12 protein-coding genes are annotated in these 14,149 nt (G+C 66.7%); all 12 read left to right on the forward strand.

What is annotated here, in order from left to right; genetic code table 11:
- The first annotated feature begins 178 nt into the window (after positions 1-178).
- The 12 genes from AC3WMR_RS04005 (at position 179) to ppa (ending at position 14,146) form a co-directional block, all read left to right on the forward strand.
- On the forward strand, positions 179-4,162 hold the full coding sequence (locus tag AC3WMR_RS04005; RefSeq protein ID WP_492262737.1) for a Pls/PosA family non-ribosomal peptide synthetase: 3,984 nt from the start codon (positions 179-181) through the stop codon (positions 4,160-4,162).
- A gap of 145 nt (positions 4,163-4,307) precedes the next feature.
- A complete protein-coding gene (locus tag AC3WMR_RS04010; RefSeq protein WP_175193942.1) occupies positions 4,308-4,910 on the forward strand; it encodes a DUF2889 domain-containing protein in 603 nt (200 codons plus the stop codon).
- A 10-nt stretch (positions 4,911-4,920) separates the two neighbouring features.
- A complete protein-coding gene (sucC, locus tag AC3WMR_RS04015; protein WP_013392544.1) occupies positions 4,921-6,081 on the forward strand; it encodes an ADP-forming succinate--CoA ligase subunit beta in 1,161 nt (386 codons plus the stop codon).
- Positions 6,082-6,181: 100 nt separating this feature from the next.
- Positions 6,182-7,063, forward strand: a complete 882-nt coding sequence (sucD, locus tag AC3WMR_RS04020; RefSeq protein ID WP_025140295.1) for a succinate--CoA ligase subunit alpha — start codon at positions 6,182-6,184, stop codon at positions 7,061-7,063.
- Between the two features lie 260 nt (positions 7,064-7,323).
- Positions 7,324-8,022 carry a TerC family protein gene (locus tag AC3WMR_RS04025; RefSeq protein ID WP_025140296.1) on the forward strand — a complete coding sequence of 233 codons (699 nt, stop codon included), beginning with the start codon at positions 7,324-7,326 and terminating at the stop codon, positions 8,020-8,022.
- Positions 8,023-8,135: 113 nt separating this feature from the next.
- A complete protein-coding gene (locus AC3WMR_RS04030; protein ID WP_183004008.1) occupies positions 8,136-8,855 on the forward strand; it encodes a TerC family protein in 720 nt (239 codons plus the stop codon).
- Positions 8,842-8,964, forward strand: coding sequence for a hypothetical protein (locus AC3WMR_RS04035; RefSeq protein ID WP_006218348.1), 123 nt, complete (start codon positions 8,842-8,844; stop codon positions 8,962-8,964). The genes AC3WMR_RS04030 and AC3WMR_RS04035 overlap by 14 nt, the downstream gene beginning before the upstream one ends.
- A 9-nt stretch (positions 8,965-8,973) precedes the next feature.
- A complete protein-coding gene (gene hemC / locus AC3WMR_RS04040; RefSeq protein WP_492262738.1) occupies positions 8,974-9,918 on the forward strand; it encodes a hydroxymethylbilane synthase in 945 nt (314 codons plus the stop codon).
- Entirely contained in the window at positions 9,918-10,733 is an 816-nt protein-coding gene (locus AC3WMR_RS04045) for a uroporphyrinogen-III synthase (RefSeq protein WP_492262739.1), read from the forward strand. Before hemC ends, AC3WMR_RS04045 begins: the two co-directional genes overlap by 1 nt.
- 37 nt (positions 10,734-10,770) lie before the next feature.
- Positions 10,771-11,961 carry a uroporphyrinogen-III C-methyltransferase gene (locus tag AC3WMR_RS04050; protein WP_492262740.1) on the forward strand — a complete coding sequence of 397 codons (1,191 nt, stop codon included), beginning with the start codon at positions 10,771-10,773 and terminating at the stop codon, positions 11,959-11,961.
- Between the two features lie 4 nt (positions 11,962-11,965).
- The gene (locus AC3WMR_RS04055; RefSeq protein ID WP_492262741.1) at positions 11,966-13,582 is read left to right on the forward strand and encodes a heme biosynthesis HemY N-terminal domain-containing protein; all 1,617 of its coding nucleotides are present in this window, start codon (positions 11,966-11,968) and stop codon (positions 13,580-13,582) included.
- A gap of 33 nt (positions 13,583-13,615) precedes the next feature.
- The gene (gene ppa, locus AC3WMR_RS04060; RefSeq protein WP_025140302.1) at positions 13,616-14,146 is read left to right on the forward strand and encodes an inorganic diphosphatase; all 531 of its coding nucleotides are present in this window, start codon (positions 13,616-13,618) and stop codon (positions 14,144-14,146) included.
- The last annotated feature ends 3 nt before the right edge of the window (positions 14,147-14,149 follow it).

Consider the following 14,149-nt stretch of genomic DNA (forward strand, 5'->3'; position numbering starts at 1 on the left):
GGCTGCGGCCTGATCCGCTGGGCAGGTTCGCGCCCGGACTGCCGGGCCCGGCAGCCCGGCCCCCTGGTTTGTGCACCTCACGCACAAATCAGGGTTTTTTTTTGGCCGCCGCTTGAACGAAACCGCGCCTTGTGGGTCAATAAGCAAAAATCCTACTCACCGGATTGTTGCCGTACCTATGATTCTCCAAGGCCCTTATCGGCCGGATCTGCTTGCCGCGGAAACGTTGCCCGATATTCTGGAAGCCACGATCCTGCGGCATCCCGCCGCTGTCGCCATCCAATGGCTGGATCAATCACTGACCTACGACACGCTGGGGCGTCGCGCCGACCTCGCCGCGCACCACCTGATCGAGGCGGGCGTGCGGCCCGGCGACATTGTCGGCCTGTGCCTGCCGCGCGGCGATGACCTGCTGGTCATGCAGGCTGCCATCGCCAAGGCGGGCGCCGCCTGGCTGCCGTTCGAATCCGATACGCCCGCCGACCGCATGCTGGTCTGCCTGCAGGACGCGGGTTCGCGCGGCCTGATTGCCGGCGGCGACGTGCGCCTGGACGGCATGCTGACCTGGACCACCTGGCAGTTGTCCGAGCCGGTCGACGGGCCACTGCGCCGACGCGAAGGGCTGCTGCCCGAGCACCCGGCCTATGTCATCTACACCTCGGGGTCCACCGGCAAGCCCAAGGGCGTACCCATCAGCCAGGCCAGCATCTGCCACTTCCTGCGCAGCGAAAACGAAGTGCTGGGCGTGCGTCTGGGCGACAAGGTGTACCAGGGCTTTTCGGTCGCCTTCGACATGTCGTTCGAGGAAATCTGGATCAGCTACCTGGTCGGCGCGACCCTCTGGGTGGCCCCCAAGATGCTGACCACCGACCCGGAGGCGCTGCCCGAGGCGCTGGTGCGCGAAGGCGTGACGGTGCTGCACGCGGTGCCCACGTTGCTGGCGCTGTTCGGCCGCGACGTGCCGGGCCTGCGCATCGTCAACCTGGGCGGCGAGATGTGCCCGGAATTCCTGGTGCAGCGCTGGGCCACGCCGGGCCGGCGGCTGTTCAATACCTACGGCCCCACCGAAGCCACCGTGTCGGCCAGCCTGGCCGAACTGCTGCCCGGCCAGCCCGTCACCATCGGCACGCCGCTGCCTAACTACGGCATGCTGATCCGCGGCGAAGACGGCGCGGTGCTGCCGCAAGGGCAGACCGGCGAGCTCTGTATCACCGGCCCCGGCGTGGCCGGCGGCTATCTGGGGCGCCCCGAACTGACGGCCGAGAAATTCCTGGCCAATCCGCGCCCCACGGGCGAGCACGACACCCGCATGTACCGTAGCGGCGACCTGGCCCGCATCGATGAAAACGGCCAGATCCAATGCCTGGGCCGCAGCGACGACCAGGTCAAGGTGCGCGGCTTTCGGGTCGAACTGGGCGAGATCGAGGCGGCCCTGTACCGCCAGGCCGGTGTGGGCGCCGCCGCCGTGGTGCTGCGCGATCTGGCCGGCATCGACCAGCTGGTGGCGTTCCTGACGCCCGAGGGCGACGCCCGGCTCGACCCGCACGCGCTGCGCGCGGCGCTGGCGGCCGAGTTGCCGGCCTACATGATTCCCGCCCGCTTCGAGCTGGTGGCTGAAGTGCCGCGACTGACCTCGGGCAAGATCGACCGCAAGGCGCTCAAGGCGCGTGAACTGGCCACCGCTTCCGAACCCAGCGGCGAAGACGACATTCCGGCATCGGCCGGCGAGCACGCGCTGTTCGAAGCATTGCGGCCGCTGTTTCCAGGCCAGCCGTTGCGCCTGGCCAGCGACTTCTTCCGCGACCTGGGCGGCCATTCGCTGCTGGCCGCGCGGCTGGTGTCGTCGCTGCGCAAGCATCCGCAGTTCTCGGCGCTGACCATGCACGAGCTCTACCAGCATTCGGTGCTGGGGGCACTGGCGGCCCGGCTGGACACGCTGGCGCACGAGGCGGCGGTGGTGCCGACCGATGCTGGCGCCACAGGCGAGGGCGCAGCGCCAGAACGTGCGCCCGAATGGCGTCGCTGGGCCTGTGGCCTGGCGCAGTTGGCCGTGCTGCCGCTCTTGATCGGCGTGCGCATGCTGATCTGGCTGACGCCGTTCTTCACCTATCACTACTTCACCGGCGACGAAGGCGATTCGGTCTGGGGCGCGGTGGCGTTGTCCATTGCCAGCTACCTGGCCTGCAACCTGCTCAGCTTTGGCGTGGCGGTGGTGTGCAAGTGGGGCATCCTGGGTCGGCTCAAGCCGGGCCGCTATCCGCTGTATGGCTGGACCTTCTACCGCTGGTGGCTGGTCGACCGCGTGCTGGACATCCCGCCCGCGCACCTGTTGGCCGGATCGCCGCTGCAGGCCTGGTACCTGCGGGCGCTGGGCGCGCGCATCGGCCGCGACACCGCGATCAGCCGCATTTCCGTGCGCGCGCCCGACCTGCTGACCGTGGGCGACGGCGCCAGCATCGGCGCGGCGGTCAACCTGGAGAACTTCGAAGTGCGCGGCGCGCATTGGGAGGTCGCCCCGATCGTCCTGGCCGACAACGCCTACATCGGCTCGTATTCGGTGGTGCAGGGCAACGTCACCATGGGAGACGGCGCTCGCCTGGAAGGCCTGTCGTCCCTGCCTGCCGGGTCGCGCATTCCCGCCGGCCAGATCTGGACCGGCGCGCCGGCCCGCCACGACCCGCAGGCCCGTGCCCCCGACCTGCCGCCGCGTCCGGTGCGCGAAGGCCGTTGGGCCCGGCTGGACGTGCTGGCCTATGCCGGCGGCGGCACGCTGATCGCCGCGCTGTTCTTCATGCCGGTGTTCCCCAGTTTCGTCTTGATCGACTGGATCGACGCGCGCTGGCTCGACCTGATGGGCTCGCGCGTCTGGTGGCCCAACGCGTTCCTGGCCTACCTGCTGCTGGCCTTGCCCGCCAGCGCCTTGCTGCTGTTCCTGACCGTGCTAGTCTCGGCCATGCTGCGCTGGGCGTTGCTGCCGCGCCTGACGGGAGGGCGTTGGCCCGTCTACGGCCAGATCTACCTGCGGCGCTGGCTGACCAACCAGATCCAGGAATCCAGCCTGAGCGTGCTGCACGGCCTGTATGCCTCCATCTACGCCGGCACCTGGTACCGGCTGCTGGGCGCCAAGGTCGGGCGGGGCACCGAGATTTCCACGGCGATGGGCATCGTGCCCGACATGCTGACCCTGGGCCGCGACAGCTTCATCGCCGACGGCGTGATGCTGGGCGACGAGGAGATCGACCGCGGCTGGATGACCATGCGGCCCACCGTCATCGGCAACCGCAGCTTCGTCGGTAATGGCGCCTACGTGCCGGACGGCTCGGTGCTGCCCGACGACGTGCTCATCGGCGTGCAGAGCCGCGCCCCCGCCAACGCCCGCATGGCCAGCGGCCAGACCTGGCTGGGCAATCCGCCGCTGGCGCTGCCGGCGCGCGAGCAGACGGCCGGCTTTCCCGAGCACCTGACCTTCCGCCCCAGCCTGGGCCGCAAGGTGGCGCGCGGCGCGGTCGAGGGCATGCGCATGATCCTGCCGCTGGCCGTGGTCATCGCCGTGGGCTACCTGACGGTCATGAAGGTCATCCCCATCGCCGTGCGCGACGGCTTCCTGGCTGCCTTCGACGAGCTGATGCTGGCCGGCGTGCTGTACGGCGTGGGCACCTTCCTGTTCCTGGTGCTGCTCAAATGGCTGCTGATCGGCCGCTACCGGCCGCGCGCCGAGCCGATGTGGACGCCGTTCGTCTGGAAGAGCGAAGCCGTCACCAGCCTGTACGAGTCCATCGCGGTGCCCAACTTCTTCAATTTCCTTCGGGCCACGCCCTGGCTGCCGCTGGCGCTGCGCTGCATGGGCGCCAAGATCGGCAAGCGGGTGTTCATGGACACCACCGACGTCACCGAGTACGACTGCGTATTTATTGGGGACGATGCCGTGCTGCACGCCTGGTCGGGGCCGCAGACCCACCTGTTCGAAGACCGGGTCATGAAGATCGGGCCGGTTCGCATTGGCAACGGCGTCAATGTCGGCCCGCGCACCACGATCCTGTACGACACCCGGGTCGAAGAGGGCGCCCGCCTGGGGCCGCTGACACTGGTGCTCAAGGGCGAAAGCATTCCCGCCGGCCAGGCCTGGATGGGCAGTCCGGCCACCCCGTGGACGCGACGCTGATGCGCCTGGCGGCCGTGGGGCTGGCGCCAGGGCGGCGCGGCGTGCATCAAGACGGTTGGGGCAGGGCGGGCTGCGCTATACTTTGAAGGTTTTGTTGCCGCGCACCATTCTTTGCCCGGCCCTTTTCGCCCCGCAGGCCCCAAGCATGCCCTTGCCACCGCCGGATTGTCCTCGCCAGCCGCTGCACACGCGTTCGATACGTGTGCAGTCGTATGCGCGCGATGACGGCAACTGGGACCTGGAAGCCGAGCTCATCGACGTCAAGGCGTACGATTTTCCCAAGCGCGACGGCGAGATGTTCAAGGCGGGGCAACCCATCCACCATATGCACCTGCGCATCACCATCGACGGCGATTTCACCATCGTCGCCGCGCAGGCCGTCTATGATGCCGCTCCCTATGGCGAGCACTGCATGGCCATCGAATCCGCCTACCAAGACCTGATCGGCATGAACCTGCTCAAGGGGTTCCGCCGCCAGGTCAAGGAACGGTTCGGCCATGTCGAAGGCTGTACGCACATGACCGAGCTGTCGCAGGTGCTTCCCACCGCGGCGGTCCAGACCATGGCCAACCGCCGGCGGCAGGAAAGCAACCCGAACCGGCGTCCATTCCAACTGGACGGCTGCCATGCCCTGAGCACCGGCGGCCCGGTGGTGGCTGAGCACTATCCCAAGTGGTACACCGGGGGCAGCGCTGAGGCATCGGCCGATTCGACCTCCGATTCACCTTCTCTTTCTCATACGTCCTGACAGGTAACACATGAAAATCCACGAGTATCAAGGCAAGGAACTGCTGAAGCAATTTGGCGTCCCCGTGCCGCGCGGGATCCCCGCACTTTCCGTCGACGAGGCCGTGGCTGCCGCTGAAAAGCTGGGTGGACCGGTTTGGGTCGTCAAGGCACAAATCCACGCGGGCGGCCGCGGCAAGGGCGGCGGCGTCAAGCTGGCGCGCTCGCTCGACGACGTGCGCAAGCTGGCCTCGGAAATCCTGGGCATGCAGCTGATCACGCACCAGACCGGCCCGGAAGGCCAGAAGGTCCGTCGCCTGTACATCGAAGACGGCGCCGACATCCAGAAGGAATACTACGTGTCGCTGGTCACTGACCGCGCCACGCAGAAGGTCGCCTTCATCGCCTCCAGCGAAGGCGGCATGGACATCGAGGAAGTGGCTCACTCCACCCCCGAAAAGATCATCACCGAATACATCGACCCGCTGACCGGCCTGTCCGCCGAGCAAGCCACCAAGATCGCCAACGCGATCGGCCTGCCCGCCGACTCGACCGCCCAGGCCGTTGACGTGTTCCAGAAGCTCTACAAGTGCTACATGGACACCGACGCCTCGCTGGTTGAAATCAACCCGCTGAACCGCGACAGCAAGGGCAACATCATCGCCCTGGACGCCAAGTTCAACTTCGACCCCAACGCCCTGTTCCGCCACCCGGAAATCGTCGCTTACCGCGACCTGGACGAAGAAGATCCCGCTGAAATCGAAGCCAGCAAGTTCGACCTGGCCTACATCCAGCTCGACGGCAACATCGGCTGCCTGGTGAACGGCGCCGGTCTGGCCATGGCCACGATGGACACCATCAAGCTGTTCGGCGGCGAGCCGGCCAACTTCCTGGACGTCGGCGGCGGCGCCACGGCCGAGAAGGTCACGGAAGCCTTCAAGATCATGCTCAAGAACAAGAGCGTGAAGGCCATCCTGGTCAACATCTTCGGCGGCATCATGCGCTGCGACGTCATCGCCGAAGGCGTGATCGCGGCTTGCAAGGCCGTCAACCTGAACGTGCCGCTGGTCGTCCGCATGAAGGGCACCAACGAAGAACTCGGCAAGAAGATGCTGGCCGACTCCGGTCTGCCGATCATCAGCGCCGACACGATGGCCGAAGCCGCCACCCGCGTCGTAGCCGCCGTCAAGTAAATATGCCCCTACGCCGCGCCCTCAGGCTTGCTGCCCCCCAAGGGGGCGCTTCGCACCTTGGGGCGGCCCGGCAGTACAAAGAAAACCCAAGGATTCACAAATGTCGATTCTGATCAACAAGGACACCAAGGTCATCACCCAGGGCATCACGGGCAAGACGGGCCAGTTCCACACCCGTATGTGCCGTGAGTACGCCAATGGCAAGGCCGCTTTCGTGGCCGGCGTGAACCCCAAGAAGGCGGGTGAAGACTTCGAAGGCGTGCCGATTTTCGCTTCGGTGAAAGACGCCAAGGCCGACACCGGCGCGACCGTGTCCGTCATCTACGTGCCGCCGGCCGGCGCCGCCGCCGCCATCTGGGAAGCCGTCGAGGCCGAACTGGATCTGGTGATCTGCATCACCGAAGGCATCCCCGTGCGTGACATGCTGGAAGTCAAGAACCGCATGAAGGCCAAGGGCAGCAAGACGCTGCTGCTGGGCCCGAACTGCCCCGGCCTGATCACCCCCGACGAAATCAAGATCGGCATCATGCCCGGTCACATCCACCGCAAGGGCCGCATCGGCATCGTCAGCCGTTCGGGCACCCTGACGTACGAAGCCGTGGCGCAAGTCACCGAGCTGGGCCTGGGTCAATCCAGCGCCGTCGGCATCGGTGGCGACCCCATCAACGGCCTGAAGCACGTCGACGTCCTGCGCATGTTCAATGACGATCCCGACACCGACGCCGTCATCATGATCGGCGAAATCGGCGGTCCGGACGAAGTCAACGCCGCCGAGTGGGCCAAGGACAACATGAAGAAGCCGGTCGTCGGCTTCATCGCTGGTGTCACCGCCCCTCCCGGAAAGCGCATGGGCCACGCCGGCGCCCTGATCTCCGGTGGCGCCGACACGGCCGACGCCAAGCTGGAAGTCATGGAAGCTTGCGGTATCCGCACGACGCGCAACCCCTCCGAAATGGGCAAGCTGCTCAAGTCGGTGCTGTAAAGTCGGTTGCATGGCAAAAAGGCCCGCCTTGGCGGGCCTTTTTTTCGTTCGTTTTGTGGTGCTTCCTAGGGAAAGCCCGTGTCCATGATGCGGCCGGTGAAACATACGGAAAGCTGAACGAAACTATAATGAAAGAAATTCCGCACGTACCCAGCAAGAATGCCGTCGGGCTCGCACCAAGACGGTCAGTACGTCTTTTTGTCTTTTTCACCCATTCATTTGGTTTGTCCTAGGGGGATCACGTCCTAGGAAAGAGAGGTATGGAACTCAGTTCAGCGGCATTCTGGTTAGCGTTGCTCCAGATCATTTGGGTCAACATTCTGCTGTCGGGCGACAACGCCGTGGTCATTGCGCTGGCCGCACGGTCGCTGCCCCCGGCGCAGCAAAAGAAAGCGATCGTGATCGGCTCGGCCGCCGCGATCATCATGCGTATCGTGCTGACGCTGGTCGCCGCCAAGCTGCTGATGCTGCCGTGGCTCAAGCTCATCGGCGCGCTGCTGCTGGTGTACATCGGCGTGACGCTGCTGCTGCCCGAAGGCGAAGAAGAGGGCGACGGCAAGACCCATGGCAACCTGATGACCGCAATCCGCACTATCATGATTGCCGACCTGGTCATGAGCCTGGACAACGTGGTGGCGGTTGCCGCCGCCGCAATGGGCGACACGACCCTGCTGGTGCTGGGTCTGGCGATCAGTATTCCGCTGGTGATTTTCGGCAGCACGCTGCTGCTCAAGGTCATCGAACGCTTCCCGCTCATCGTGTGGGTGGGGGCGGCGCTGTTGGGCTTCATTGCCGGCGAACTGCTGGTGGGTGATCCGGCCCTGCAAGAACCGGTGGCGCGCATCGACGCGGCATTGGGCATGACCCAGCACAGCTTCGGGCTCCTGACAGGAGTACTGGGCGCGATGCTGGTCCTGGCAATCGGTAAAGTTTTGCTGATTCGCCAGAAAGCTGACTGAAAGCTGAACTACAATAATAAGTTGTTTTGAATTGACCCCCCGCGCCCACAGCGCGGCGGGTCGGCCGGCACGGGGCCGGCTTTTCTTTTGATAAATGCCTTCGGGGGTTCAAATTGCTTGAGTTTTTCCAGACGCTGAGTTGGGCAGCGGTATTCCAGATCATCCTTATCGACATCCTGCTCGGCGGCGACAACGCGGTGGTCATCGCGCTGGCCTGCCGCAACCTGGAGCCCAAGCAACGCATGCAGGGCATCCTGTGGGGCACCGCCGGCGCCATCATCCTGCGCGTCGTGCTGATCGCCTTCGCACTGACCCTGCTGTCGATTCCGTTCCTGAAGGTCGTGGGCGGTCTGTTGCTGGTGTGGATCGGCGTCAAGCTGCTGGTCCCCGAGGACGACGCGCACGGGAACGTCAAGGGCGGGACATCCATCGTGTCCGCCATCAAGACCATCATCATCGCTGACTTCGTGATGAGCCTGGACAACGTCATCGCCATTGCCGGTGCCGCTCAGAACGCCCACGCCGATCACCAGATCGGCCTGGTGATCTTCGGCCTGGTCGTCAGTGTGCCCATCATCATCTGGGGCAGCACGCTGGTCCTGAAGCTGATCGACAAGTACCCGCTGGTTGTTACGTTTGGCGCGGCGCTGCTGGGCTGGATCGCGGGCGGCATGCTTATTACCGATGTGGTTGTCGAACGTCAATTCGGCGTTCAGCCCACTACGGTTAAAATCGCTGCTGAAATTATCGGCGCCTTGCTCGTTGTTGTCCTTGGACGGTGGCTGGCAAGCCGCAAAACCGCTTCCAAGGAATCAGCACATGAGTCTGCGTAGATCCGTCGATCCCCAGCAATCCGAATCGGGCCTGAGCCTGTTGCAGGGCCTGTTCGTGCTGGCCATCCTCGGGGTAGTCGCGACGGTCATCGTCTCCAACTTCGTTTGATGACGCCTCGTGTCACTGCCACAACGCCTGGTCATTGCGACCCGCGCCAGCCGGCTTGCCCTGTGGCAAGCCGAGCATGTGCGCGATCGGCTGCGCACGCTGTACCCAGCGTGCGCGGTTGAACTCCTCACCCTGACGACCCGAGGCGACCAGATCCTCGACCGCACCCTGTCCAAGGTGGGCGGCAAGGGTCTGTTCGTCAAGGAACTCGAAAACGCGTTGCTCGACGGCCGTGCCGATCTGGCCGTGCACTGTCTGAAAGACATGCCGGTCGATCTGCTGGCGCCGTTCGAACTGTGCGCCGTGCTCGACCGTGCGGACCCGCGCGACGCCTTCGTCTCCAGCCGCTATGCCACGCTGGCCGATCTGCCGGCCGGCGCGGTGGTGGGCACGTCCAGCCTGCGCCGCGAGTCCCAGATCCGCGCACGCTATCCGCAGTTGGTGGTCAAACCGCTGCGCGGCAATTTGGACACCCGCCTGGGCAAGCTCGACCGCGGCGAATACGACGCCATCGTGCTGGCTGCCGCCGGTTTGAACCGGTTGGGCCTCACCGACCGCATCCGCTGCTTGCTCGATCCGTCTGATTGCCTGCCCGCTGCCGGGCAGGGCGCGCTGACCATCGAGATCCGCGACGACCGCGACGACCTGCGTGCCTGGCTGGCCCCGCTCAATGACGAGCAGGCCACCTTGTGCTCGCTGGCCGAACGCGCCGTATCGCGGCGCCTGGGCGGTTCCTGTCAGGTGCCGCTGGCGGCCTACGCCGAAATCTCGGGCGACAGCCTGACCCTGCGGGGCCTGGTGGCATCGCCCGATGGCACGCGCATGCTGCACGCTGAACGCACCGGCCCGTTGGCCCAGGCGCAGGCGATTGGCGAGGCGGTCGCCGCCGAGCTGTTCGATGCCGGCGCACAGGCCATTCTCGACGAGCTGCTGCAAGACGCCGAACCCGACTGATGGGCAAGGCCGCCGCCGCTCAAGCGCTGCGCGTGGCCGTCCTGACGCGGCCTGCCGGTCGCAACGAGGCCCTGGCCGGCCGGCTGCACGCCGCCGGCTGGAGCGCCTTCATCCTGCCCGCGCTGGAAATCCATCCCTTGCCCGCACCCGCTGCCAGCCTGCCCCGGCCGGCCGACTACGACATGGTCGTGTTCGTCAGCGGCAATGCGGCGCGGCAGTACCTGGACCAGTTGCGTCAGGCCGACGGCGCGGCAGCCTGGCCGGCGCACGTCGCGGCGGCCACCGTGGGCCCCACTAGTGCGGCCGGGCTGTTCGAACTGCCCGGTTTTGGCGCGAATACAACAGTCCTGCATCCCGGCGAGCACGCCGCCAGCCATGATTCCGAGGCCCTCTGGGACGTGCTTTGCGGCCTGCCGCAGCTGCCGCGGCGCGTGCTGCTGGTGCGCGGCACCCAGGGCAGGGACTGGCTGGGCGATCAATTGCAGGCGCATGGCGTTGCCGTGACACGTCATGCGGCCTACCAGCGCTGCCCGGCGCACTGGGACGCGAATCAGTTGGCCACCCTGCAACGCTGGGCCGCGGACGGTGTGACGCCTTGCTGGCTCATCACCAGCGGCGAGGGCGCCGATGCCGTGCGCGATGCCCTGCAGGCGGCCGGATTGGCCCCGTGGTGGGCCGACTGCGGCTTCGTGCTGACACATCCCTCGCTGGCACGGCGCGTGCCGCAGCCCGCGCCTGGCAAGGCTACGCAAGCAATGGTAAAAATCTGCTTGCCCAACGACGAGTCGATTTTCCAGGCTTTTGTTGCTGCTTGATTCGTTGCATCGGACGGACACCGAATACAATCGCGTCATGACAGACAAGACTCCCGCTACCGATCCGGCCGTTCACCCGGCCGCCCCGGGTGCCAGCGCGCCCGCATCGGCCCCGGCCGATCCCGTCAAGGCCCGTCCGGCCAAGCGCGGCAGTGGCCCATTGGTCACCGCGCTCATCCTCGTCATCCTCCTGGCCGTCGGCCTGGGCTTTGCGCTGTGGAAGCAGCGTACCCAGTTCGTCGCCGCCGGACGCGAGGTCGCCACGCGCCTCGATACGCTCACGACCGATCTCGCGCAGGCCCGCAAGGACACCCGCGAAGCGCTGGCGCTGGCGCAAGCCCAGGCCGGCCGCCTTGGCGATCTGGAAGACACCGTCCGCGAAACCCAAAGCCAGTACAACGCCCTGCAACAGGCCTGGCAGAACTTCAACGACAGCGCCAGCGACGAACTGCTGGCCAACGACGTCGAACGCCTGCTCACCATCGGCAGCCAGCAACTGCGCCTGGCCGGCAACGTGTCCAACGCCATCGTCGCGCTGGAAACCGCGCAATCGCGCCTGGCGCGCGCCGACCGTCCGCGTTTCTCCAGCCTGCAACAGGCCATCAACGGCGACCTGGATCGCCTGCGCGCCGTGTCCACCGTCGACATCCCGGCGCAGTCCGCTCGCATCGAACGCCTGTCGGCGCTGCTCAGCAAGGCACCCCTTTTGGTGCCGGACGCCGCCGCCCCCGGCATCGCTCCGGCCAGCGAGGCTCGTCCCGCGGCCCCGGCCCCGACGATCGATCCGCAGGCCGGCCTGCCGGCCGAAGCGCCCTGGTGGCAGCGCTGGCGCGCCGAAGTGGCCTCGTGGCCCGGCCGCGCCGGTTCCGCGCTGGCCCACGAGCTGGGCGGCCTGATCACCATCCAGCGCGTCGACGAACCTGCTGCATTGTTGCTGTCGCCCGAACAGGCCGACCAGGTGCGCGCCACGCTGCGCCAGCGCCTGCTCACCGTGCAGCTGTCCATGTTGATGCGCCAGCCCGCCGTCTGGAAGAGCGAACTCGACAACGTCGGCACCACGCTGGCCAAGTACTTCGACAATCGTTCCCCCGACACGGTCGCGGCCCAGACCCTGGCCCGCGAACTGGCACAGACCGACATCGCGGTGCGCATGCCCGACGTCTCGGATAGCCTGAACGCCATCGCCGCCCTGCGGGCCGCCGGCTTCAAGACCTCCGACCAGGACTAAGGCCATGCGTACCTGGTTCTGGACTCTGCTGCTTGCCGTCATCGCCGTTGCCCTGGCGGTGGTGCTGCGCTCCCATTCCGGCAACGTCCTGCTGCTGGTCTGGCCGTGGCGCATTTCCATGTCGCTCACACTGGCCGTGCTGTTGATCGTGGGGGCATTCGTGGTGCTGTACGTGGGCTTGCGGCTGCTGGCCTGGCTGCTGGCCATTCCCGACCGCGTGCGTGCGTGGCGCGGCAAGCGCGCCCAGGCGCGCGACCACGAACTGCTCGAGCGTGGCTGGATTGGCCTGCTCGAAGGCCGCTATTCGCACGCCGAAAAAGACCTGACCAAGCTGCTCGAGCAGACCAAGGTGCAGACCCGCCGCGTGCTGGCCGCCTTGTCCGCTGCCCGCGCCGCGCATGGCCTGGGCGAATTCGACCGCCGCGACCGCCTGCTGGCCAACGCCCAGGAACAAGCGGGCACCGACCCTGGCCTGGTGGAAGCCACCGCCACGGTGTCGGCCGACATGTTGCTGGACCAGGGTCGCGCCGAGCGCGCGCTGGCCGTGCTGTCGCCGCTGGCCGACGGCGGCGCCCGCCACCTGCACACCATGCGCCTGCTGCTGCGCGCGCATACGGCCCTGGGCCACGATGAACAGGTCTTCACGTTGGCCCGCGGCCTGCTGCGCCGCAATGCCCTGGCCCGCACCGAAGGGGATCACCTGATCGACGTCGCCGGCGCCGCGCGCCTGCGCGCCGGGGCCGCCAGCGATGCCTGGCGCGCCATCTGGAAGGACCTGAAGGCCGAAGAACGGCTGCTGCCCGAAGTGGCGCTGGCTGGCGCCGCGGCGTTCGAGGCGGCGGGCGAGGCCAACGAGGCCGCCAAGGTGCTCGAAGCCGCCATCGCCGTGAAATTCAATCCCGCGCTGGTCGCCGCCTACGCCCGCTGCGACGCCGAACAAGTGTCGCGCCGGCTGGCCAAGGCCGAAACCTGGCTGCAACAGCGCCCGACCGATCCCGATCTGCTGACCGCGCTGGGCATGCTGTGCCTGAACGGCCAGCTGTGGGGCCAGGCCGAACGCTATCTGCTGCGCAGCCTGTCGCGCCGCAGCGATGCGCAGACCCATGCGCTGCTGGGCAGCCTGTACGACCGCCTGGATCGCCCGGCCGACGCCGTGCGCCACTGGCGCCTGGCCACGGCCGCCAGCATGGCGCTGCCGGTGCTGGCCGCCGACGCGTCGCTGCCGGCCGCCGACATCGGCTCGGATCCTTATCGCGTCGACGCCGAAGGCGGTTACGCGGTGGGCCTGTCGGATGCCGATGCCGACATCGGCGGCGACTATCCCGCGCTGCCGCCCGCGGTGGCAGCCTCCGCGTCCGACTACGTGCTGGATCCGGATGCGCGCGCCAGCAAGGAACAGCAGGCCCGTGCGCTGGCGCCGGAAGACGCGCCCGTGGCGGGCGGCTCGTCCGACTTCGACGAGTATTTCGACAGCGCCCCGATTCCGGCTGCGGCTTTCGACAGCCCCGTACCCAGCTACTCGCCAGTGCCGCCCGCGGCGCCGGCGGTGCCCAAGCCCGCCGCGCCTGCCGCGCCGGTGCCGACCACCAAGCCGCCGTTCAAGGACGACGGTTCGCTTTGATCCCTTTTCAGTTCAGACCAACAAGGTTTAATCATGAGTCTTGATCGCGTGTCCCCCGGCAAGAAGCTGCCGGAAGACTTCAACGTCATCATCGAAATCCCCATGAACGCCGACCCGGTGAAGTACGAGGTCGACAAGGACACGGGCGCGATTTTCGTTGACCGCTTCATGCTGACGGCCATGCACTACCCGTGCAACTACGGCTACATCCCGCAGACCCTGTCCGAAGACGGCGACCCCGCCGACGTGCTGGTGCTGACCCCGTTCCCTATCCAGATCGGCGCCGTGGTGCGCTGCCGCGCCATCGGCGTGCTGGAAATGGACGACGAGTCGGGCGGTGACGCCAAGCTGCTGGCCGTGCCGATCGAAAAGCTGTACCCCCCGTACCGCAACATCAAGTCGTACGAAGACCTGCCGACCGAAGACGTCGCTCGCATCCAGCACTTCTTCGAGCACTACAAAGACCTGGAAAAGGGCAAGTGGGTCAAGGTCAAGGGCTGGAAGGGCGTCGACGCCGCCCACGAGGAAATCGTCAAGAGCGCAGAACGCTACAACAAGGCCTGATAC

This window comes from Achromobacter sp. FW305-C-28 (assembly GCF_058783235.1).